Source organism: Chryseobacterium sp. 2VB, assembly GCF_005503635.1.
GTDB classification, from domain to species: Bacteria; Bacteroidota; Bacteroidia; order Flavobacteriales; family Weeksellaceae; genus Chryseobacterium; species Chryseobacterium cupriresistens.
In genome coordinates, this window is record NZ_SCNC01000014.1 from 1 (window position 1) to 25,158 (window position 25,158).

Consider the following 25,158-nt stretch of genomic DNA (forward strand, 5'->3'; position numbering starts at 1 on the left):
TCGAAACTCAATAACCAGAACCTCATCATTCATCATTCATCATTCATCATTAACCACTTATCATTAACGACTCCTACCCTAGCCCTGATAGAAATGGTTACCCCGCAGCTTGCTTCGGAGGGTGGGTGGTTTTTTTGGGGGGGGACCCTTCGGCTTCGCTCAGGGTGACAGCGTTGGAGTGCGTGGGCGCGAGGAGTAGGAATGGATAGCAGGAAATAGCTCCTGAAAAAAGTTCGAGAGTTGGAAAGTTGGAGGGTTGGAGGATGAAAAAGCTTAAATGTACTGGTGAAGAGAGAATAAAAAATGGATATAAAATCGTGATGATTTGAAAGGCGTGTTAAAAGAAACGCTTGATTAATAACTTATAGGTATAATATCCTAATAAGCATCCAATGGTATCTGCTACGATATCCAAAGTTTCCATCGATCTTCCCAATCCCATTTCTTCCTGCAGGATTTCTGTAAGGAAAGCATAGAGAAGGATGATCTGGACAAAGTATGAGAATTTTATTTTGGGAAAAGCAGCAATGAAAGAGAAACCCAGTGCTGCGAATATGCTTACATGCAAAACCTTGTCGATACCGCTGAACATGAACCAATATTCATGGTTTTCTTCTCCCGGCTTGAGAAGCATATAAGTAAGAAATGCCCAATAAATGGGCAGTATCTTACTAAATATTTTTGAAATCTTATCCAATGATCGCTTTGTAATCATCTGCAGAAAGTAACTCTGACTGATCTGCTCCATCAGCTATTTCCAATTTGATGATCCATCCGTCTCCATAAGGATCTGTATTTAACAGTTCAGGCTGATCTTCTAATTCTGAATTAAACTCGATAACTTTTCCTGAAATAGGTAAGAATAGATCTGAAACAGTTTTTACTGCCTCTACACTTCCGAAAACGTCTCCTCCATTAAGATCATCATCTACAGTATCTACATCAACGTAAACGATATCTCCAAGTTCTCCTTGTGCGAAGTCTGTAATACCGATTGTAGCAACGTTACCTTCGATCTTGATCCATTCGTGATCTTTCGTGTACTTTAATTCTGATGGTGTGTTCATTTTTAAATTTTTATTTTGTACAAATGTATTCAAAAATATAGTAGCTTCAAATATTGGATATAAAAAAAGTCCTTCAAAACTGAAGGACTTTTACGTTTGTATTATTTTTAGAATCCACCTCCGGAATCTCCGAATGTAAATGTGGCTGAGATACCTGCTCTGACCGTAGACAGCGGGAATGCTGTGGAGATCTTATATTTTGAGGTCATCTGTTCGTAGAACACTCTCAGATTCAGATTCTCGGAAACATTGTAGTCTGCTGAAAGTTTGATGTTCATCAATCTTTGTCCTCCGGTAACCTGAGCATCATTCAACAGGATATTCATAATGGATGTTTTACTGTCTCTTAATGAAATATCTCCTCTGATGTTAAGATCACTTCCTTTTCCTCTTGTTCCTCTTCCTCTGATGTTGGCTGTTCCTAGTCTGAAGTTTCTGACAATATAACCAAGTCTTACTACATACTCTGTATTCGCATCTTCGGTAAGTGTCTGGTTGACTAATCCCAGTACCATCATTCTGGTTCTGTTATACTGTATTCCAAACTGCATATTGTTTCTCATGGTAACATCTACTCCGATAAGCGGTGAGAAAGATTCTACATATCCCACCTGTGCGAATGTATATGGGTTAATCTTATCTCCATCATTTTTTTTCACATTACCGGCATCATCCACTGTCTGATAATATCCGTTCGGGTTACCATGATAATCTACGTTACTTTGAATACCTGTTGCCGTATACGTGGCAGTATAGGCATGTAAGATATCGAACTTTGTGAACTGCCCGCTGATGATCGGGATATTTTTTAATCCAGAATAGGTAATTCTCCAGTTTGGCAATGGGAATCCTGCTTTTTTAGGGTTACCCATAGGTGACACAGATTTTCCTTCCATCGCTGCTCTAAAGGCTGGGATTAATACATAGGCATTTCCAATGCTGTAATGCTTTGCAAATCCGTTATTATCCAATACTGCCCCAGGACCTCCCAATTGTTGAGAAAGCGCTCTTGCGTTTTCTCTGATCGCCTGATAAACTGCCTGTCCATCTTTAAATGATGTGCTGAGAAGCGACGTAGTATTGGAATACGTTATCATTTCGCTGGCAAACGTAAAATCCGTATCAGGAACACCACCATTGGTATAGTTAAATCCTGTATGCGAGAAGTTACTGTTGAAGGTATGCAACACATTAAGATCTACTCTCAGGTCATTCATAGGCATCACCTGTAGGTCTGCTCTCAGCTCTTTGGTCGACATTCTTACATACGGATCTGTCATATAATTTGAATTACTTACCCATCCGTTTTCCATTACTGTTCTTCTGATATCTGCCTGTGATCCTAAAAGGAATCCCAGTGTCGGACCTCCCAATGTCTGTCCGTATCCATACCAGTTTGGTGCTGATATTAATCCCGGAAGTACTGTTCCATTCGTTTCGTTGTAACTTACGTTTAACTGTTTAAAGGAAGTTAAGAAGAATGCAGCACTTTGAAGTGGAGTAAGCTTATTCTTAAATTTATATTTTTTATATCGGTATCTGTTTTTCTCCCATTGTTTCGCATACACATTATTCAGAGAGTCCATCTCCTGTCTGCGTTTCTGAAGTTTGGCATTAATATTTTTGAAATAGTTAAACTGGCCAAAGAACTTCGGAAGATCCGCAGAAGCTGTTGCCTGAATCACATTGGTATTTTGTCCAACGGATCCTAAACTTGCGGTCTGATTTGTATTAGGATCAGTAAATCCAAGCAATGATGTAGACCTCGCCGCCCAGTTATAAGTAAATCCATATCCTACTTCTGCATCAATGAAATCCAGATAAGGCAAATATTGGAATGGTAGCTTATAGTTTAACTGTGCTCTGTGATTATACAATACCGGCCTTCCTGCTCTGAATATATTTCCGAAAATCGATTTGCTGTCCATCGAATTTACATCCAGATTGTCATTTAATGTTCTGGTTGCGGAATTGATTTCCAGTTTTAATGATTTTGTAAAATTGAATCCTAATCCATACTGCCATCCAAAGAAGAAGTTTCTGTTTCTAATGGCATCGAAATTACTGTTCATATCACCATTAAGGATTGCTTCCACATTTCTGAACTCAAGCTCGTTGTAGTTTCTGTCGATTTCAGTTCTGAAAGAGATTCTTGTAGGAATTGGATTGATATTGAATTCTTTTACCCATCTCAGATACTTCGTAGATTTTGCTGTATCACTGATCATCTTGTTGAAAGGCTTAAGTACCCACGGTTTAAAGGTGTAGTTATAATCAATATACCCTCTCAGATACTGTCTGTAATTTCTCTTGGTATAGATATCTCTGAAATAGTCATCGTTATAAACAGCAGTTACTGATACGTTTTCAATATCATAAAACTTAGGCTTTTTATTTGGATTTACTCTTTCTTTATGCATGTTAACGACACCAATACTTCTCTGTTGAGTATAGGTTCTCGCTACTTTTTTCAATTGCTCTTTGTTCGGTGCCTTATTGAATTCTACGTCGGTATCCAGAGGATTATACTTTGGATCTTCAATAGTCTGCGAGTAAGAATAGTTTAAAGGAATTTTCACCCCTGTTTTTTCCGGAAGGAATTTATCTACATTGATCGCCGTATTGATGCTGAATGCGGATTGAGTAGACTGTGTTCTTTCTGCAGGTTTTGAATCGATATTTCCGAAACCAACCGATGTATAAGAGGCATTGGCATTCACTGTTGCCAGGTCTCCCATATTGAAGTTTAAGCTGGCATTTCCTGCATATCCACCATCATTCTCAATTTCAGAAAGACGGATTTCGTTAACCCAAAGAACTCTTGTTATGGTAGAGTTTGTTCTTGGATCTGCATTTCTTACCCCAATCATAATGGTGGTAATATTTCCTAAACTTGGTCTACCTTTGATATAAATATTTTTATAAGGTTCCTGATATCCTGTGTCAACGGTTCTATTTGTAATAGCAACACCAGATTTATCTCTTCTGATCTTTGCATCTACAAAGTTCTGAACATCAAAATCAACTTCGTTTTCCATTGGCCAGATCTCCATAGGAGCTGTTGCTGTTGTAGGAGTCATTCTTAAAGATGATTCATACTCGTAATAGTTATCAGTAGCATCGCTTCCGAAACGAATAAAGAATTTGGTATTCTCATCCAATCCAATCACTCTGTTCAATGGATCGTGAGCATGTACAAACAGCTTCAGCTTTTTGTATCTTCTCATATCCAACGTCGTATTTTTGAATACACCTCTTGCCTCAGTTTTAAGGTCTTTCACTTTCATGTAAAGTGATGCTTCATTCTGTCTCTGAGCTCCTGCATTTCCACTCAATACCTGTCTGTCAATTCCTGGAGGCAATACATATGGAGGTTGGTTCAATGCATTTTCTTCAATATTTACACTTCCTATTTCAAAATTAGGATCTGTCACAGTTCCCGTTCCTTCGTCGGAATTTGGAACATTTACACTGGCAATTTTACTGGTATATTTTCTCCAGTCTGATCTTACAAGATCCATTGTTCCGAATCTCAGAGTAGAGGTCTGATCAAATCCTGCCAGCATCAATCTTGCAAACCTTACATTATTCAATACAGATGGCTCTGCTGTCCCTTCAGCTGGATCATAATTCGCTACAGGAATTCTGAACAGGTACCATTTAACATCTGAACTCTGTCCGTTCTGGAATGTTGCTTTTACTGTTTTTACATCTACAATATTATTCGTTCCAAGTGACAAACTTGGCTGATCAAGCTTTATAACATATTGGTTATAGTTTTCAGTCTGATCCAGGTTGTAATCTTTATTGATATCTTCAACATCCGGAGTTTGTGAAGCTACGTTAAGAGAGTTTGCTTCTGAATTTCCTTCCGGATTTCTGAAATATTTGTATCGTTCCACTACTGAAGCTGCCTGACTTCCTGTAAATTTATCCGAAAGATAGAATACGAAGTCATCTACTGCAGGGTCTGCAATATTGGTTACCGGATTTACAAACGTATTTCCGAATCTCATGGCTTCCTGGTCCGAGGTAAGACCATCATATCCGGCATCCTGTACTTTCCTATCCTCTCCTTCTGTAGAGAATGCATATAAGATTGGCGGCTGTTTTGGCTGTACTCCCCAATTTGAATTCGTTGTAGAAGATGGTGTACCTGGCGTTGGCAGTCCGTTTTCATACTGCATTTTTCCATCTTTCAATACATCTTCCGAAACGTTTCCTAAGTGAAGTAAAAGTTTTGGATCAGTACCCAGCGTTTTACCATCTGCGTAAGGATCCATCATCCAGAATTCAACATACTCAATGTTTGAAGTAATAAAGTTCGGAACACTGATTGATCTCATAATCCCTGCCCATCTGCTTTGTGCCTGTTCTGTTACTGGATTTACGTTGTACGGTCCTTTTTCTTTCGGAAAATAAGAGATATCAAAAGTATTCGTAAAGGTTTGTTCTCCTGCTACGAAATCTCTGTTATTATAAATCTCCGAATATTGTACTCTTCTGGAAGCGTGATTAGATACAGACTGCGGTGTAATTCCTGCAGGTGCTTTCCCTCCAACTCCCCAGAATCTAGGGTCGATGTTATACCATGTTAATAATCCTCTTCCATATCCGCTTGTTAGATCATCATTGCCAGGCACTGTGTTAAATGGCGGTAATTTATTTTTTTCCGGTTTTGAAGCTAAACTCCATGCTGCCGGCTCTTTTAATGATATTTTAGAGGTTGTTTGTTCAAAATCGTCAATATAAGACTGATTATTTGTTCCTTTATTCAATCCAGGTAATAAGTAAGCTGCTTCCATCTTAAAGTTTAAGTTGGATGGAGCTTCAGTTTTTACCATAGGAAGTTTATTGGCAAATCTTGTAAGATAAGGGGCCTGATTGTTGTACATCAGGTTGATCCCTGCCATGGTATTGTTTACCGCTTCCTGCCCGAAGTTTACTTTCTGAGTCAATGGAGATTCTGAGTAATTGATCACCGTTCCTCCCAAGATAAAGTTTTCACTAAATCTTCTTTCTAAATTTAATCCTAAGAATCTTTTTCTTTGGGTATTAAATGTCAACTGATTTTCCAGTGAAATATTGATGGCCTGTCCGGACTGTTTTACATTTTCATTGATGATCGTAACCGTACCCAGCATATAATCTACTGTATAGTCTACGCCTTCCGTAAGCTGTACTCCGTTTGCTGCCACTTTTACTGATCCCTGAGGAACGTTTACAGCTCCTAAAGAAATACCTTGTCCCTGAACACCTTTGTAACGCCCTTCCATGGTATACCTTTGTGTAAGGTTACTCTGGGAAGCTTCTTGTTTTTGTTTGGTATAAAGATCCTGAAATATATATTGAGGATCACTTGTTCCTAATTTTGCTTCCAGAAATTTACCGAAAGGCTGTACTTTGGTAAAGATGACTCTTCCTGTTTCCGGTCTGATGGTAATCCCATTCACAAAGTCGAAAATACCGTCTCCTTTACTTCCATCTTTATTGTTCTGGATATCTCCATTCATATTAAGACGGTCCCAGTTAAATAACTTCAGTAAATTCTGATCTTTTACAGGAGTATCCGGAAGATAGTTTACTTTACCTCCTGTTTTTGGATCTCTGTAATATACGTTAAGGATAAAGCCATCCGGAGATACCTGTCCCGCATCAATAGAATAGATATTCTTCATCATCAGATCCCACATCGGAGATTGAGTGTTCACCTTGTTATTTACTCTCAATACCTTGGTGATCAGCACAGGGCTTTCTTCAGAAAATTCCCCTACTTTGTATACTTTATTACTTCCATTAACAGTATAAGAGTACGAAACGGCTAAAAGCTGCTGGTCATTCAATTTTTGGTTTAATGAAATATATCCCAGTTGTGGCTGGTAGATAAATTCGTTAGCATTCAGCTTTCTCGCTTTTGTAGCAAGAACAAATTCTTCTCCGTTATTGTAGGGAGTAGGTGTTCCCGGGAAGACATGCCCCTGAAAAAGAGCATTGTAATTTTTCCCAGCTTCTCTTGTTCCAGCTACTTGTGATACTTCATCATACAATCCGTTCAGCGAGTTATCCGGCAGCGTAACTCCTCCAGGACCTTCTCCCAGGTCTCTGATCCCGATAATACTTTTCTGATATGCCAGATTACTGTTCCCCTGATCCAATACCCAGACTTCCATTCTGGTAATGTTGATGGTTGAGTTGATCTGCGGATAATTAAGTAAGGCATCATCATATTTGTTCAGGAAATAATGTCCTATAAAGAAGTGCTGGTTTTCTTCGTAGTCAATGGCATTGACTTTAAAATTGTTCATCACACCACCACCCTGTACTACAATATTACGGGCTTCACCCTGCTGCTGGGAAAGAACTACTGTTCCAAATGTTTTTCCTAACTGGAATTCTGTTTTCACCCCGAACAGCGATTGTGAACCACGGATAAGGCTGGTTGAAAGCGGCATGTTTACGTTACCAAATTCAACTCTTTTGATGATTTTATCCTCTCCTCCTTCGTTGGGTTTATCTACATTCCCAAGACCTTTACTCTGAAGATCTTTCCAGCTTCCTTTTGCCTGCCATACAAGATTCATTCTGTTTTCAAAAGCAAAACCACTCTGGGTATCATAATTGGCCTTTAACTGAAGGTTTTCCCCTACTTTTCCCAATAATCCCAACTGAATTCTCTGATCGATATCAAAGGTAAAACTGGTCCTGTTCTGAGGCAGGATCATTGGGTTATCTATTTTCTGGTAAAGTCCTGCAAAGTCCAGGGATGCGTATCCTGAAGGGATGATTTCAATTTTATTACCACCGAAAATGGTTTCAAAAAGCTTGTTGTTGATCTGTAATGAAGGAATAAGCCCCTTCTTTCTGGCATCAGATCTGTCTCTTCTGAAGAGAAGATTATATTTATCAGATTTCTCCTTGTAATAGGCCTTTGTCTGGCTGGCAAGCATATATTCTTTATACTCTTCCGGAGACATGGCTGTAGGAGGACCTGTAATGGTATTTCCGATTTTTGGATATACATAGTACATCCCGGTTTTTATGTCGTAATAGGCTTCATACCTCGTAGGGTCGGCCACTTCATATTGTTTTCTTATGATCGCTGTATCTTTCTGTGCCTGCCCAAAGGCATTTACAGACATACACAGGAACGACAGGAACAAATATATGTTAAGATGCTTAATATTCGCCACCAAATGTTAAATGTTTTTTAAGATTTGTTTAACCAATTCTTCTACCGAGATGTTTGGATTTTGTTTGATAATTTTATCCGCAATCTTCTCGCTTGTTCGTTTAGGAATGCCTAAAACTTCTAATGCAGATAACGATTCTTCCTTAATTTTATTATCCACCATCACAGAAATGTTCGCGTTTGGATCGCTGTATTTCTGTACTTTATCTTTAAGATCCACGATAATCCTTTCGGCAGTTTTTGCACCAATTCCTTTTGCTTTTTGGATCAATGCACTGTTTCCGGAAAGTATCGCCGAAGCAATCTCATCAAGGCTCAATGTTGACAACAGAATCAATGCTGAAACAGCTCCTACTCCATTAACGCTTATTAACAGATTGAACATTTCTTTTTCTGAACGTGTGTTAAATCCAAAGAGAAGATGAGCATCTTCACGAATGATCTGCTGAATAAATAAAAAGGTCTGCTGATTCAAAACCAGCGTCTGTGAGGTCATCAGACTGATTCCCACGTAGTAACCAACTCCTTGAACATTGATGACAGCGTAAGTAGGCGTAAGTTCTTGAACAGTGCCTTGTAAAGAAAATATCATTATTAATTTTTAAAACTCCCAAATATAGCAATTTAAACTAATTAATGTTTTCATTTGATGTACGAATGATTTTTAACTTAAATTTTAAATAAGAATTCAAGGAATTAACAGAAAAACAAAAGACTCCAAAATATGGAGCCTTTTTACTATCTGTACACGGTTTAAAGTGTCAATTTTGAAATAAGAAAGATGGATTATTTATTTCGAGTGATGCCATCAGTTCTGTATTATTTCTTCTCTCTTCTTTGAGCATCAAGAACAGCAATGGTAGCAAGGTTTACGATCTCATCAACGCTTGAACGCATCTGAAGTACGTGTACCGGCTGCTTTAATCCCATTAAGATAGGTCCGATAACCTGTGCTACTTTCATACCTCTCAGAATTTTGTAAGAAAGGTTTGCACTTTCCAGATTCGGGAAGATGAATGTGTTGGCAGGAGTAGTTCCTAATTTTGAGAATGGATAATCGCTCAGGTGGTCTGCGTTCATTGCAAAATCAGGTTGAATTTCACCATCCACAACCATTTTCGGATATTTTTCATGAAGGATTCCTACTGCTTTCGCTACTTTCTTGGAAGTTTCAGAAATCGCAGCAAAGTTTTCAAATCCAAGCATTGCAATTCTTGGTTCAATCGCAAAAGATTTTACTGTAAATTCAGCCATTTTAGCAATATTCACAAGATCTTCTGCTGTAGGGTTTTGGTTGATAGAGGTATCTGCGAAGAAAATAGGTTTCTTTTCAGACAAGATCATCATCATGGCCGCTACTTTATCGACTCCCTTATCTTTTTCGATCACTTCTAAAACAGGACGTAAAACGGAAGTATAGTTTTTAGAGAATCCTACGATAAGTCCGTCTGTATCACCATGTTTCAGCATCAAAGGTCCGAAATAGTCTCTCTGGCGTACATATCTTTTCGCTTTGTACTCGTTCATTCCTTTTCTCTGACGAAGTTTCCAAAGAGTTTCTCTGTATTTTTTTCTGTTTTCTTTCTGATCGTCATCACTTGGATCAATGATCGGAACATCCAGAGTAATTCCGTAACGCTCCATCTGCTCCTTGATGTATTTTTTATCTCCTAAAAGGCTTGGGTAAGCAATTCCTTCTTCATAAAGAATCTGAGCAGCTTTCAAAACATTGTATTCTTCAGCATTTCCAAGGGTAATTCTTTTAGGATTGGATTTCGCACGGCTCTGCATCATTCTTACCAATCTTTCATCTCTACCCATTCTGTCTAAAAGCTGGTGCTCGTATTCGTCAAAATCCGTAATGGTTTTTCTGGCAACACCACTCTCAATAGCTGCTTTTGCCACAGCGCTTGATACTTTTGTGATCAGTCTGTTATCAAATGGTTTTGGAATGAAGTATTCTCTTCCAAACTGAAGGTTCTGAACATTGTATGCTAAAATTACAGCTTCCGGCACCGGTTCTTTTGCAAGATCAGCAATAGCGTGTACCGCAGCGAGTTTCATGGCTTCATTAATTCCTGTAGCCTGTACATCCAATGCTCCACGGAAGATATAAGGGAATCCCAATACGTTGTTGACCTGGTTAGGATAATCACTTCTACCTGTAGCCATGATCACATCTTTACGGGTCTCCAGTGCAAGATCATAAGCAATTTCCGGATCAGGGTTGGCAAGAGCAAATACAATAGGATTTTCATTCATGCTCTGCAACATCTCAGGAGTCATTACATTTCCTTTTGACAATCCGACAAAAACATCAGATCCTTTTACAGCATCTTCTAATGTTTCGATATCTGTCTGAGCGATGAAATCTAATTTTTCAGGAGTAAGGTTTTCTCTTTTATGATTGATTACGCCTTTACTGTCACACATCAGGACATTTTCTTTTTTCAGTCCTAATGAAATATAAAGCTTGGTACATGCAATAGCTGCAGCACCAGCTCCGTTCACCACCATTTTTACTTTATCAATATCTTTATTGGCAATCTGCAGAGAGTTGATCAACGCAGCTGCTGAGATAATGGCTGTTCCGTGCTGGTCATCGTGCATCAAAGGAATATTCAACTCCTCTTTCAGTCTTTGTTCTATATAAAAAGCTTCAGGAGCTTTAATATCTTCAAGATTGATTCCTCCGAAAGTAGGAGCAATTCCTTTTACGATTTCAATAAATTTATCCGGATCTTTTTCATCGATCTCAATATCAAAAACGTTGATATCTGCAAAGATCTTGAATAATAGTCCCTTCCCTTCCATTACCGGTTTTGAAGCCTCAGCACCGATGTCTCCCAGTCCAAGTACGGCAGTACCGTTAGAAATGACTGCTACCAGGTTTCCTTTTCCCGTATAATCATATACAGTTTCCGGCTTATCATGAATTTCCATACAAGGAACCGCTACTCCCGGAGAGTAAGCCAATGATAAATCTCTTTGGGAAGAGTGTGGCTTTGACGGGATAACTTCAATTTTTCCTTTGGGTTCTGCTTTATGATAATCTAGCGCTGCCTGGCTAAAGTTCTTTTCGTCACGATTGTTGTTACTTGACATAAAATTTTGTTTTTTGTTAAAGTATATATTTAATGTGGTAATCTACTAAGCTTTCAATTGGTTTCTGCACAACATGTCCCACATTTAAATTAAGTTCTGCAGCTACAGAACGTAGTATATTTTCATAATAATAAGCGATGGAGCCAATAAAATTGATCTCGGCATCATGCGCCTCCTCATAAGGAAGAACCTGGTATTCAAAGAAACTTTTCATTTCTTCAAAAACCATATCTTTGAAATAAGGATGATCTTTTCTTTCGATTACAAATTTGGTAAAATTCGCCAGATATGCATTGGGTCTCGGCGTGTGATACATGTTTTTCAATGCATCTTCTACGGTAAGCTGATAATCTGCTTCAAATTCTTTATGAAGATCCGCAGGCAGTTTTTTCATAAAATATCTGCGTACCAGCTGCTTTCCGATAGCACTGCCGCTTCCTTCATCCCCGATCAGGAATCCCAGCGAAGGCAATTCTATCTTCACATTTTCACCGTCAAAAAAACAGGAATTAGATCCTGTGCCGAGAATGCACACGATAGCAGGTTTTCCACTGTATGCTGCATAGGCTGCAGCCATCAGATCTTCCTTCACAATAATCTCTGCTTTTCCAAAAACTTTTGTCAGCTCTTCTTCTATGGTTTCGCAGTTTTTTTTCACTCCGCATCCGGAACCATAAAAAAAGACTTTGGTAATTGAATTTTTAACCGATATCAGATTGCTATTTTTCTGTATTTCAGGAGCGATAAGTTCTCTGTTGATAAAATTCGGATTGAAACCGATGGTTTCTGTTTTCAGAAAAACTTTTTTAAAGTCATCAAGAATTACCCAATCCGTTTTAGTAGAACCACTATCTACAATAGCAACCATATTTTAGATTTTAATTTAAGGGTGCTAAATTATGAATTTATCTTCAATTAGCATTTAAAAACAACCTGGAAGCTGTCTAAAATCATTAATGTTTGATTTGTGTTTTTTTTTCGTTGAATTGTAAAAGCCAATCTTCTATTTCATCTTCAAGATAGGAAGTCTGTAATTCCATTGCATTGATAAAATCATCAGGCACCGGATCGCCAGTGGAGTTTTCAAGATTCCACAATTCGTTTGACATATTTTCATACTCTGAATACACTCTTTTGAAGCGGGAATTTTCTTTCTCAAGAGCCTCAATATTTTTCTGTTGAAGCTGGAATTTTCTGTATTTGTTTTGACGTTTCATACAAATATTATTAATAATTGGGTCATAAAAAAGTTGGAGTATATGCTCTTAACCGTGCACTACAAGATAGAAAAAACCATCAACACAAGGAGTTGAAAATGAATTTATTATCAGGTCTTTATTACATCATTCTGAATATTAAAATTAGAAATAATTTTTATTAAAAAAAATATTTTAACAACTTTTTTCAGTGTTTAACATATAGTTATAAATTTGCATATTCATATTGTCAAGCGGTATAACTGCTGGGATTTAAAAACCGTTATAAACAGAAGAAATTTTCTAAGGTGTTTATATTGTGAGAGATAAATCAGCCTGGCAGACTGTCCGATATGTACAAAGATGTTTAGTTTTATACTTATTAAATGAAAGAAATACTCTTACGCCAGAAACAGGTTTTGTTCTTCATCATTGCAGGAGGACTGAGTGCCATTGTAGAAATAGGAAGCTTTAAGATTTTCAGCACCTATCTTCCGCACTTCTTTGTAAAGGAAACCAATTTCTACGGAGTACACTATCCTTTAAGCAACATTTTTTCCACGAGCTGCGGGATTATTACCAATTATTTTCTGAGCATCTGGTTTGTATTTGAAAGGGGAAAACATTCGAAGAGAAAAGAATTTGCTTATTTTATGGTAGTATCTTTTTTTTCAACATTACTCAGCTTAGGTTTTTTCCAGGTATTTTACAGTTTCGTATTTAAAGATAATATCAATTTATTTTTTTATACCTTGAGCCCGGAAATGATCAGTAAAATTGCAGCAATATTGCTGGTTTCCATTCTGAATTATTCGATAAAAAAGAAAGTAATTTTTAACGGTTAGGCTGTGACAAAAATTTTAAATTATCTCTGGAGATTCTGGTTGCTGCTGTTGGCATTTTTTCTGACAGTTATTATTGGGATCCCGGTTTACATTTTATCCTTTAATAAAAAGCATTATAAATACGGCTATAAACTGGTCAGGCTATGGTGTTTCGGTATGTTCTACGGAATGGGTTTCAGATATGACCTGATTAAACTTTCGGAACAGGAAAAAGATAAAAATATCCCTTATGTCTTTATCTCCAATCATACGTCTATTATGGATATCATGCTTGTATGTATTCTGTTTCCTGATCATCCGATTTGTTTTGTAGGAAAAAAAGAACTGGTTAAGATTCCTATTTTCGGAACTATATATAAAAGGATATGTGTAATGGTAGACAGAGCGAGTGCAAAAAGCCGTGCAGATGTTTACCGAAGATGTGCAGAGAAGATGGAAGAAGGTAACAGTATCGCGATTTTTCCTGAAGGCGGTGTGCCGGATGACACTTCTATTATCCTGGATGATTTTAAGGACGGTGCATTTATACTGTCTTCAAAACATCATTCTCCTATCGTTGTTTATACCTTTGTGGGACTTAAAGAAATGTTCCCTTTTGAAAACTCAAAAGGCTTTCCCGGAAGGGTAAAGGTATATTACAATGGCATCATTGAGCCTTCAGATTCTCCAAAAGACTCAAAAGCAGAGGCTTATGAGACAATAAAAAAAACCTTAATCAGGTATTCCGTTGAAAGGAAATAGTTATATTTGTTTGTGAAATCTATAATAAATATGTCAAATTATTCTAAACAAACCAATTGGGCCCAATTCATTCCGTTGGTTACTGTATTCTTCTTTTGGGGATTTGTAGCAGCCAGTAATGATATTCTGATCCCTGTTTTTCAAAAAGCCTTCAATCTATCCCAAACTGAAAGTATGCTTGTACAGATCTGCTTTTATGTAGCGTATACTGTAGGTTCTTTAATTTATATGCTTGTATCAAAGAGCCTTAAACAGGATTTGATCAATAAAATCGGATATAAGAATGGTCTTATTGTGGGGCTTCTGATTTCCGCATTGGGAACCTTATTGTTCTACCCGGCTGCCAATATGCATTCTTTCCCTTTAATGATCTCAGGGTTATTTATTGTAGGTTTAGGATTCTCTCTTCAGCAGATTGTTGCTAATCCGCTTGCTATTGAAGTAGGTCCTACGGAAACGGGATCTCAGAGGCTAACAATGGCAGGAGGGATTAATAACTTAGGAACTACTATTGGACCGCTTATCGTTGCATTTGCTATTTTTGGATCTGCAAGTGCTGCCAACACGGAAGCAAGTATAGAAAGTGTAAAAACACCTTATCTGATATTAGGAGCAGCTTTTGCTCTGGTAGCTTTAATGCTTAAATTCTCTTCTCTTCCTGCAGTAACTCCAACAAACACTGAGGACACCGATGATGCAACTCCGGGAGAACATAGAAAGTCAGCATTCCAGTATCCTCAGCTGGTGATGGGAATGATCGCTATTTTTGTTTATGTAGGGGTAGAAGTTTCCACAGCCAGTAACCTTCCTGCTTATATGGAAAAAAGCTTGGGATTTGAAACGAAAGAGGTAGCACCTTATATCTCTTTATACTGGGCATCATTAATGATTGGCCGTTGGACAGGTGCTGTAGAAGCATTTGATGTCAATGCAGGATTCAAAAAGATCTTAAGATTCTTAGCTCCTTATCTTGCATTCGGTGTATTTTTATTGGTAAACGCTATTGCCGATCATGATCTTTCTCCGTTCTATGTATATGGATTTATCATTATCGCAATGATTATCTGTGATATTTTAAGCAAAGGAAACCCGGCAAGAATGCTTCTGATCTTCTCTCTGGCAGGGATCACCGCTCTACTTATAGGGATGTTTACTACAGGAATGGTATCTGTATATGCATTTACCAGTGTAGGTCTTTTCTGCTCTACGCTATGGCCGTGTATCTTCGCATTGGCTATCAACGGGCTTGGAAAACACACTAACCAGGGTTCAGGATACCTTATCATGATGATTATGGGAGGAGGTATTGTAAGCGTTATACAGGGATATGTTGCAGATATTACCAATATTCATTTCAGTTATATCGTAGGGGTTATTTGTTTTGCTTATCTTGCATTCTATGCGATCCGTGTAAGTGGGATTCTGAAAGCCCAGGGCATTGATCTTGATAAAATATCTAAAGGCAGTGGTCATTAATATAACAACAAATATATATAAGAAAAAAAGATTTTGGGCAGGTGTATTACTTGCCCAATTTCTTTTGTTTTATGGATTTTCAAAATCCAAAATAATGATTTCTTTTTTTGAACGCTTTTTTGAATTTCAGAAAGAGCTTCATCAGGTGCTGTTCAGCTGGGTTCCATTTTCTGTCGGGGATTTGATCTATATTGTGCTGGGAGCTTTTCTTTTATACTGTTTCATCACCTTATTCAAAAAGCAGCAAAGAAGTGATTCGATGAGAAAAATTCTTATCGTCATGAATATCTTTTATTTTATTTATCAGATCTTTTGGGGAATGCTGTATTTTCAGGTTCCTATTATTAAAAAACTTTCCAGCCAGAATGAACCGGATATAGAAAAAGCAAAAAAACTGGCTCTTGTTTATCTTAAAAAGTGTAAGGCAACACGACAGTATACACAGGAGGACAGCAACGGAGTATTTATAATCACAAACCTTACATCTATTCAAAAGGAAATCCTGAATCAGCAGACCAAGCTGCCTTCTTATATTTCCGATAAAAAAGCTCCGGAGATACTGGACATCAAGCCTAGTTTATTCAAAAATGTAATGAGCTTTACAGGAATTCTAGGCTATTATAATCCTTTTACAGCTGAAGCCCAGTACAATGCTGAGCTGCCTCATACTTTAATCCCTTTCACCACAGCGCACGAAAGTTCACATCAGCTTGGCTTTGCCAGAGAGCAGGAAGCTAATTTTATAGGGTACTTAATAGGCATTCATTCCGGTAATCCTGAGTTGAGATACAGTACTGAATTTTTCACTTTAAAAAGTCTTTTAAGATTTATTGTGGAGAAAGATCCTGAATTTGTAAAGAATATTCTTCACCAGTATTCTCCCGCCATGAAAAGGGACCGTGCTTATGAAAAAAGTTTTATTTTTCAGCATCAGGGATGGCTTGATGAATTCTTTGGATTTACTAACAACCTGTTTCTGAAAAGTAATCAGCAGGAAGGCTCTGTTACCTATTCTTACTTTATTGATCTTCTCTTAAGCTATGAGAAAACATAAAAAAAGAATCGTATCAGGCGATACGATTCTAAAAACACAAATGATGAAAAAAAATTTATTACCTTGACTTGTTCCCTCATTCAAGGCGATGTAAAAGTACGACATATTTTATAAATACAAAAACATTTCTATCCTTTTTTAAAACTTTATGAAAACTTTATGATTTTTTAAGTTTTTTTGAGTTCATTTCTGTTTGTTAAAAATCACATAGAATATCGAAATTTAATAAACAAAACAAGCGCAAAACCCACTACAAGCTATAAAATAATAACAAAATAAAACATTTGTTTACATAAAAAACATTACTTCTAAGCATTATTTCCTATGTTTTAAAGTTGGAGTTATCCTCAGTATTTTATATGATATTTCCAAAAATCTGAACTTCATAATCCAGGATATTCTCAGATAAAAATCCATTCATTTTTATATCGATTCCGTTTATTGTCTCAAAATAGGAATTTCCACATAACTGCCATTATACCATATGATCTCCCAAGCTCTTTAGCATCAGATATGTTGACAAATAATCCCAGCTTGAATTAAAGTCCACAAAGATTATCAAGTATTACATTTCCATAAAAATCAATCGAAATAGTAAAGGACCTTGTGTTATATTCCTGTAAAGGCATAATGGTACACTTTTCTATTTTCTTAATTCATTCCATCAACGCAATCCTACAGGAACGGATAATAGATTATCCAAAATTGATCAATTCCGACATCCCTTTCTTGCATTCCCAGAGTTATGAATGCATCTTTGTCTCAGGTAAAAACACGAAATACTTTTTCTAATAGATCCTTTTACTTCCTACAGGCAACATTTAATGTACGCTTAACCATGAAAACTTTAGAATACCTGCCTGTGGGAAATGGATCTTTCCTTCTTAAAATAATCCCGCTTAAAATAGTAAAACATCAATTACTCAAAGAATAATACAAAAGGCATATTCCAAGAACTGCTTTCGTATCCGGATTCAAGAAATAAAATACTGAAGATCAAATAAAATCTACCAACATCCGTTTATATCTCACTAATAAAGGAGATTTTTTTTTGTATATTTAAAACATCTGTGTATTTTAGATAAAAATATTAATATGATTTTTGACAAACTAATCAACCATCTAAAACTAGATAAACAGGAATTTATTTTCCAGTTCAACTCTCATCCCAATTACCCATCTGCACTGGCATTCAGTGACACACTCAACTTTATGGGGGTAAAAAATGACGCTTATGAACTTGACAAAGAATATTGGGACGAACTTCCGGAGGAATTTATTGCCATTGTTGAGAATTCATTCTCTCTTGTAAAAAAGTCAGGAAGCAATTATTCAGTATATTCGGAAAAAGCAAAAACTTTCGGTAAAGAGGAGCTTTATAATAAATCAACGGACTTTGTATTATTGTTTGAAAAAACAGAAAATGCAGAAAGCAAACTGACATTCAATTTCAAACCGGTCCTTTATATTATTTTTGCTGCCGTTCTTGCTTATTCTTTGATAAGCCAAAGCATCTATGAAGCTATATTCAATCTTCTTTCGTTAGCAGGAGTTTATATTTCTCTGGAAATTTTCAACCAGAAATTCGGAAACACCTCTACGGTTATCGGAAGTATATGCGGAGGCGGAGGTGCAGCAGCAAGCCAGACAGCCAACTCCTGTGATAAAATTATAAAACAGGATAAAACCAGTATTCTGGGTTTAAAATTTGCAGATTTTTCTCTGATTTATTTTACAGGACTCGCTGTATTAGGTCTGTTCTTACCAGCTACGGCTTATATTGTAAAAGGATTTACATTCGTTTCTGTACTTGCCATCGGGTACTCTCTGTACATTCAGGTATTTATAGAAAAAACATTCTGCAGAGTATGTCTTTTGATCATTTCAATTCTTGTAGTCCAGATCGTAGTAAGCAGTTTATTTTTCGAGAATCTGTCATTCAGTGTGGGAACTCTTTTATTGACTGTTATTCTTTGGGCTCTTGTATTTTCGGCAGTTATTTATTTCAATACTCTTCTTGAGCAAAAAGAAACGCTGCAAAAATCGAATGCAAAAAATCTCAGATTCAAAAGAAACTATGACCTTTTCAAAAATCAGATGGAACAAAATCCAAAAATAAAATTTCAGGATACTGAAACTTTTGCTGTTGGAAAAAGGGATGCCAAGCTTCGCATTTCTATCGTTTCCAACCCGTACTGTGGTTTCTGTAAAGATGCGCATAAGTTGGTGGAAGGACTTTTGGAGAAATATCCTGATGATATTTCATTGCAGATGAGATTCAATTACAGCCCGGACAGAGCTCCAGAAAAATATACACAGCTTATTTCAGATTTAACTCATATTTATCATAACAAACCTGAAAAAGAGTTTTTACACGCTGTTGAAGAATGGTTTGAAACCAAGGATGAAGGCAAAATCAATGCTCTTTCCGGAGGAAAAGTAAACTCAGAAAATCTGGAGCCGCTGGTAGAGATGTCTAAAGAAAACAGTAATGCAGGATTGAGCTTTACGCCTATCTTTATCATCAACGGATATCAGTTCCCGGATAAGTATGATCGCGAAGATATCACCTTCTTTATTGATGAATTAATCGAGGATGATGAGATTTAGCAAATAAATCTTCTTCATTTAAAAATTTCACTATCTTAGGAAAAACAAAATAACCATCTGAAAAGATGTAAAAGAGTAGAAAAACGGTGATCAATGGGACTATTTCCAGTTTACCATTTCATTGAATTATAATTGAATTAAAGCAAAAATGTCGCCATCTATTGGCGGCATTTTATAATGAGTAGTAGTTTTGAAAAAAAAGTTTCCTTTTTATAAGCAGCCAGATACCAAAGACTGCGGTCCTACATGTCTCAGGATCGTAAGTAAGTATTATGGTAAAAGTATATCCCTGCAGCAGATTCGTAACCTCTCCGAAACCACCCGTGAAGGAAGCAGCCTTCTTGGGCTGAGTGATGCCGCAGAAAATCTGGGATTCCGGTCAATGGGAGTCCAGATCGATTTCAATACCCTCAAAGAAGAAGTTCCATTTCCATGTGTAGCACACTGGAATAAAAATCACTTTGTAGTTGTATACAAAATTGACAAAAATAACAAAGTATATATCTCAGATCCCAGCTATGGACTGATCACTTATACCAGAGAAGAATTCATCAAGTCCTGGATTGGAGAAAATGCCAACGAAAATACAGAAGAGGGAATTGTCCTGATCCTTGAAACTACTCCTGCATTCTTTCAAACAGAATTTGATGCAGAAGAAAGTAAGGCAAGTTTTACATTCCTTTCCAAATATCTTCTAAAGTACAAAACACTTGTTATACAGCTTGCGATCGGACTTTTAGGTGGGAGTTTACTTTCCCTTATATTTCCTTTTCTTACCCAAAGTATTGTAGATGTCGGCATCCAGAACCAGGATATTAATTTTATCTATGTGGTTTTGCTTGCACAGATTATGTTATTTCTGGGAAGAATGGGAATTGAAACCATAAGAAGCTGGATTCTTCTCCACCTTTCAGCAAGAATTAACATTTCGATCATCTCCGATTTCTTTATTAAATTGATGAAACTTCCGATAAGTTTCTTTGATACCAGGATGACAGGAGATATCATGCAGAGAATTAATGACCATCACAGAATTGAACAGCTTCTTACAAGTTCTTCATTGAATACATTATTCTCACTGGTGAACCTTATCATTTTCAGTATTGTCTTACTGTTTTATGATTACAGGCTTTTCCTTGTTTATCTTGTTGGAGCAGTATTGTATATCGGATGGATCAGTTTCTTCCTGAAAAAAAGAAAAGAACTTGATTATAAGCGATTCTCTCAGGTATCTCAGGAGCAGAGTAAAGTCATCGAGCTTATCAACGGAATGCAGGAAATCAAAATGCATAATGCTGAAAAACAAAAACGATGGGACTGGGAATTCCTTCAGGTAAAACTATTTAAAATCAGGATAAAATCTCTATCCTTAGAACAATGGCAGTCTGTGGGAGGTAATTTTATCAATCAGATGAAAGATATTCTGGTGAGTTTTCTTTCTGCTAAACTTGTTTTAAGCGGAAACCTTACTTTGGGGATGATGCTGTCTGTTCAGTATATCATCGGACAGCTGAACAGCCCGCTTCTTCAGCTTATCGACTTTATCAAGCAGACACAGGATGCTAAAATCTCTCTTGAAAGATTGGGAGAAATCCACGATAAAGATGATGAAGAAGATAAGAATGAGCAATATGTTACCGATGTTCCGAAACAAGATATTGAAATAAAAGATATGTCGTTCAGGTATATTGGTTCCGATGTTCCGGTTTTTGAAAATCTCAGCCTTACAATACCTTATCAGCAAACGACAGCAATTGTAGGAGCCAGTGGAAGTGGAAAGACAACTTTATTGAAACTGCTGATGAAGTTTTATGATCCTGATCAGGGTGAAATCAGAATCGGAAATACCAATATGAAAAATATTTCTCCAAGATACTGGAGGGATCATTGCGGTGTTGTCATGCAGGAAGGATATGTATTCAATGACACCATTGCCAACAATATTGCTGTTGGTGAAGATCATATAGATAAACAAAAGCTGAGACGCGCTGTAGAAATAGCCAATATCAAAGATTTTATTGAAAGTCTTCCATTAAGCTATAACACCAAAATCGGAAATGAGGGCGTTGGAGTAAGTGGTGGCCAGAAACAGAGACTTTTCATTGCAAGAGCTGTTTATAAAGCTCCTGAATATATTTTGTTTGATGAAGCTACCTCTGCACTGGATGCCAATAATGAAAAAGTGATCATGGAAAACCTTGAGCAGTTCTTCAAAGGCAAAACAGCAGTGGTGATTGCCCATAGACTTTCCACAGTAAGACATGCAGACAAAATCATTGTACTGGATCAGGGAAGAGTCGTAGAAGAAGGAAGCCATGCTGAGCTGGTAGACTTAAGAGGAGAATATTACAGATTGGTAAGAAATCAGCTTGAATTAGGAAATTAACCAAGATAAAGCCACCATATAGCGGAATCCGAAAAGCTTACAGAGTAGGAAAAATAAAAACTAATAGTAATCATGAAAAATCTTAAAAAACTTTCGAGAAAAGATTTGACATTTGTCAGCGGAGGTGTTATTATTCCAGACAACAACTGCTGTGGATCCTGGTGTCTAGGCAGCTGGGTACCATGCCGCATAAAGCACTTTGAATGCCCGCCGGATGCAGACACTTCGCCACCATCATGGTATGACGGGAACTGCCCAATTATTTAAATTATATTCCCCCTGAAATATTGGGGGAAATTTTACTACATAACAATGAAAGAAGACGTTTTAGACAATATTGAACTCCGCTCAGAAAGCGTACAGGATATTCTTACCCAGCCGCCGCATTGGATGATCCGCTGGGGAAATACGGTGATATTTATTATCCTGCTGTTGATTCTCTTAATGAGCTACATTATAAAATATCCGGAATTTGTGCCAGCTCCTATTATTGTAACTTCTCAGAATCCTCCGGAGAAAATAGAAGCACGAACCAGCTCTAAAATTGAAAAAATATTCATAAAAGACCACCAGCAAGTTAAAAAAAATGATGTCCTGATGGTGATGCAGTCTGCAGCCAACTATAAGGATATTTTAGAGCTTAAAAAGCTGGTAGACTCCATCACCCCCGATCAATTATACTCCTTCCCTATTGCCCAGGCTTCAAGATTTAAGCTTGGTGAATTACAGGGTGAGTACAACAGTTTCGCAAAAGCATTTCAGGACGAAGCCCTTTTTACAAGATTACAGCCATACGCTCCCGAAAATCTGGCGGCCAATCAGAGTATTTCAGAATATAAAGTAAGAATTGCCACGTTAAAACAGCAGAAAAACCTGGAGTCTATAAAGTATGATCTGACTAAGAAAAATTTCAACAGGTCTCAGGAACTATTTAATCAGGGTGTTATCTCTGCTATGGAACTTGAAAACGAAAAAATTAAATATCTTCAGGCTCAGCAAAATCTTGAGAATATTAAAATTTCCATATCACAAATGGATGAAGGGATCTCCAACCTGAATAAAACCAAAAGCGGAACTGCCATTAACACAGAAAAAGACAGAATTACCTACTCGTCACAAACCCTGCAGCTTCTTGAACAGCTGCGAAAATCTTTGAAACAGTGGGAGCTGAACTATCTGGTGATCTCATCCACAGACGGTGTTGCCAGTTTTCAGCAGTTTTTTGGCGAGAATCAATTCGTAAAGGTAGGTGAACCTATCCTTTCTATTCTTCCTAAAAATAAAGAGCAGTTGGTGGGCAGAATGTCCGTACCTACAACAAACTCAGGAAAAATAACTCCAGGTGAAAAAGTTCTGATTAAACTGGATAACTACAGATTCCAGGAGTACGGTATCATCGAAGGAAAAGTACAGAACATCTCCCTGATTCCTGATGATAAAGGAAACTACTATGTAGATGTGATTTTGCCAAAAGGATTAAAAACGAGCTACAATAAAACACTTACATTCGATAAAGAGCTTAGAGGCAGTGCAGAGATTGTCACACAGGATCTGCGACTGATTGAAAGATTCTTCTATCAGATCAGAAAGCTGCTCGGATATCAGGTTTGATAAGCTTTTAAAAAACATTAAAACCGTTTTACAGATGCGTAAGACGGTTTTTTATTCTTTATTTTTAAGATGCCCACTTCTATGATCCTATTTTCCGGAAACGCAATATACTTTTCCTTTTATACAGGCCATTACAGCCATAATTCAGCGAAACAAAGGATTTCCTATTACTGACAATAAGATCATCAAAAAAAGACAGCAAAAAGGCGAATATAAAAGAGATAATAACGTCAGACGAATAAATGATCTCAGTACCAGCGCTGAAAAGTATAATTATTCCCTTAATACTCCATCAGAAGACTTAAATTATTAAAAATAAAATTGAGTTGAAAGAATTAAAGAGTAAAGTATTAATTCTTTTAAAAGTAAAAACCGCAATCACTACATCAATGATTGCGGTTTATTGTAGCGAAGACGGGAATTGAACCCGTGACCTCAGGGTTATGAATCCTGCGCTCTAACCAACTGAGCTACCTCGCCGTTTTGGTGGTGCAAATATAGAAAATATTTCTTTACCTCCAAAATTATTTTACCTTAAAATATTCTAAAACATCTCCAACATGATCTGGTTTGCTGATTATCTTATTGTTAGCATCCAAAATAAAATACGTCGGAGTTGCATGAATATTATACAAATCTGTGTAACTGCTGTTCCATCCTCTCAATTCTGAATCATTCACCCAGGGAAATGCAGCGATTTTTTTGGTATATGAATTCTTATCCACATCCAAAGACAGTCCTACAATCTGGATATTTTTTGATTTCAGGTCATTGTATTTTTCCAGAAGTTTCGGAAGTTCACTTTCACAGTGTGAACATGTGGACGACCAGAAGACAACAACCTTTTTATCTGCTTTAATATCATGTAATGATTTGGCAGTGGTATTAACAGGTGACTGGAACTTATAATTAGGGAAAACCGCCCCCATTTCAATGTTGGCGTTCGATTTCAACGTAGAAGCAAGTCTATCGTTAATGGTACACTTAAGATTTTTGGCAAGAGACAGATATCTACTCTTATATTCATCCATCTGATAGACATCAAAAATATCAATCAATTCTGACAATACAGTCTGCCCTCTTGGAGTTTCTACTTTTAAACGATCCAATAACTTATCAACAGACGCCGTAACGTTTGTATTCCCTCCTGAATTCAGATAAGCGACCAACAAAGGTCTTAGTAATGATGAGCTTTCAAGCATATCACCGGATTTGTCCAGAAAGTTGATTATTTCTTCCTGATCTGCTTTTTTCACGGAATCAGGAGAATTGGAAAGGAACTTGTTGTAATTCGTATTGTAATAAGCAATAAACGGGTGTTGCGCTGCATCAATAGAGTTTGATGCACCGGAAAGCCTGTCAATTTCTGTTTTCAACGCTTTTCCAAAGTCGGTATTATCTTTATAGTATTCTTTAATCTGCGCTAAAGCCGGTAAAATAAGCTCTTTCTTTTGGGAGCCCTCCTGTTGTTTACTCATCAGATTATTGGTTTCATCCAGATAGATAACATCCTTCACTTTATTATTTTGAATATCCAGTTTAAAGTTGACATTTTTATTTTCAGAAATAAAGCTTACGGTATTATTGGAGCCAGGGAAATAGACTTTCATCATCCCCATATAATGGCCCGGATATTTAAAAGTCCACGTACTATTCTTACTCTGTTCTTTAGTAACAATAATGTCTTTTGATCCGTTTAATGTATATAAAATAGCGTCCTGATCTTTAAAATCTGCCGGAGTCTGAATTGTAACAGTAAATTGAGCCTGCAGAGCAAATGCAGTTAAAACTGCAGATAGCATATAAATTTTTTTCATATAGTAAAAATAAAAAAACTCCCTGACTAATCAGAGAGTTTAATATTATTTTAATAAAATT

The 25,158-nt window shown here is 37.0% G+C and carries 15 protein-coding genes and 1 tRNA gene; 7 read left to right on the top strand and 9 right to left on the bottom strand.

Translation table 11 applies throughout. The annotated features are described in order from the left end of the window. Nucleotides 1-337: 337 nt before the first annotated feature. The 7 genes from FFS26_RS13745 to FFS26_RS13775 all read right to left on the bottom strand — a co-directional run bounded on the left by FFS26_RS13745 (nt 338) and on the right by FFS26_RS13775 (nt 12,578). Nucleotides 338-715 (bottom strand): VanZ family protein, encoded by a 378-nt coding sequence (locus tag FFS26_RS13745; RefSeq protein WP_110010716.1) that lies wholly within the window; start codon nt 713-715, stop codon nt 338-340. After that, nucleotides 690-1,067 carry a glycine cleavage system protein GcvH gene (gene gcvH, locus FFS26_RS13750; protein WP_047098621.1) on the bottom strand — a complete coding sequence of 126 codons (378 nt, stop codon included), beginning with the start codon at nt 1,065-1,067 and terminating at the stop codon, nt 690-692. The genes FFS26_RS13745 and gcvH overlap by 26 nt, the downstream gene beginning before the upstream one ends. 107 nt (nt 1,068-1,174) lie before the next feature. Further along, complete coding sequence (gene sprA, locus FFS26_RS13755) at nt 1,175-8,206, bottom strand: cell surface protein SprA (RefSeq protein ID WP_110010715.1); 7,032 nt, start codon at nt 8,204-8,206, stop codon at nt 1,175-1,177. Between the two features lie 57 nt (nt 8,207-8,263). Continuing rightward, entirely contained in the window at nt 8,264-8,848 is a 585-nt protein-coding gene (ruvA, locus tag FFS26_RS13760; protein WP_110010714.1) for a Holliday junction branch migration protein RuvA, read from the bottom strand. A gap of 227 nt (nt 8,849-9,075) precedes the next feature. Next, nucleotides 9,076-11,361, bottom strand: a complete 2,286-nt coding sequence (locus tag FFS26_RS13765; protein WP_110010713.1) for an NADP-dependent malic enzyme — start codon at nt 11,359-11,361, stop codon at nt 9,076-9,078. A 16-nt stretch (nt 11,362-11,377) separates the two neighbouring features. Continuing rightward, entirely contained in the window at nt 11,378-12,229 is an 852-nt protein-coding gene (locus FFS26_RS13770; RefSeq protein WP_110010712.1) for a BadF/BadG/BcrA/BcrD ATPase family protein, read from the bottom strand. Nucleotides 12,230-12,314: 85 nt separating this feature from the next. After that, complete coding sequence (locus tag FFS26_RS13775; RefSeq protein WP_110010711.1) at nt 12,315-12,578, bottom strand: hypothetical protein; 264 nt, start codon at nt 12,576-12,578, stop codon at nt 12,315-12,317. 365 nt (nt 12,579-12,943) lie between these two features. Between FFS26_RS13775 and FFS26_RS13780 the strand changes: the two genes are divergently transcribed. From FFS26_RS13780 to FFS26_RS13810, 7 genes are all read left to right on the top strand, one after another. After that, nucleotides 12,944-13,402, top strand: a complete 459-nt coding sequence (locus FFS26_RS13780) for a GtrA family protein (RefSeq protein WP_110010710.1) — start codon at nt 12,944-12,946, stop codon at nt 13,400-13,402. Between the two features lie 3 nt (nt 13,403-13,405). Next, nucleotides 13,406-14,143 carry a lysophospholipid acyltransferase family protein gene (locus FFS26_RS13785; RefSeq protein ID WP_110010709.1) on the top strand — a complete coding sequence of 246 codons (738 nt, stop codon included), beginning with the start codon at nt 13,406-13,408 and terminating at the stop codon, nt 14,141-14,143. Nucleotides 14,144-14,173: 30 nt separating this feature from the next. Further along, on the top strand, nt 14,174-15,619 hold the full coding sequence (locus FFS26_RS13790) for an MFS transporter (protein WP_110010708.1): 1,446 nt from the start codon (nt 14,174-14,176) through the stop codon (nt 15,617-15,619). A 94-nt stretch (nt 15,620-15,713) separates the two neighbouring features. Continuing rightward, nucleotides 15,714-16,673, top strand: coding sequence for a DUF3810 domain-containing protein (locus FFS26_RS13795; protein ID WP_317129464.1), 960 nt, complete (start codon nt 15,714-15,716; stop codon nt 16,671-16,673). A 1,095-nt stretch (nt 16,674-17,768) separates the two neighbouring features. Further along, a complete protein-coding gene (locus tag FFS26_RS13800) occupies nt 17,769-19,283 on the top strand; it encodes a thioredoxin domain-containing protein (RefSeq protein WP_110010706.1) in 1,515 nt (504 codons plus the stop codon). A 190-nt stretch (nt 19,284-19,473) separates the two neighbouring features. After that, a complete protein-coding gene (locus FFS26_RS13805) occupies nt 19,474-21,669 on the top strand; it encodes a peptidase domain-containing ABC transporter (RefSeq protein ID WP_110010705.1) in 2,196 nt (731 codons plus the stop codon). Between the two features lie 312 nt (nt 21,670-21,981). Then, entirely contained in the window at nt 21,982-23,280 is a 1,299-nt protein-coding gene (locus FFS26_RS13810) for an HlyD family secretion protein (protein WP_171006315.1), read from the top strand. A 406-nt stretch (nt 23,281-23,686) separates the two neighbouring features. Here FFS26_RS13810 and FFS26_RS13815 read toward each other — a convergent pair. Further along, nucleotides 23,687-23,760, bottom strand: a tRNA-Met gene (locus tag FFS26_RS13815). 44 nt (nt 23,761-23,804) lie between these two features. Continuing rightward, the gene (locus FFS26_RS13820; RefSeq protein WP_137905289.1) at nt 23,805-25,097 is read right to left on the bottom strand and encodes a TlpA family protein disulfide reductase; all 1,293 of its coding nucleotides are present in this window, start codon (nt 25,095-25,097) and stop codon (nt 23,805-23,807) included. Nucleotides 25,098-25,158 lie beyond the last annotated feature (61 nt).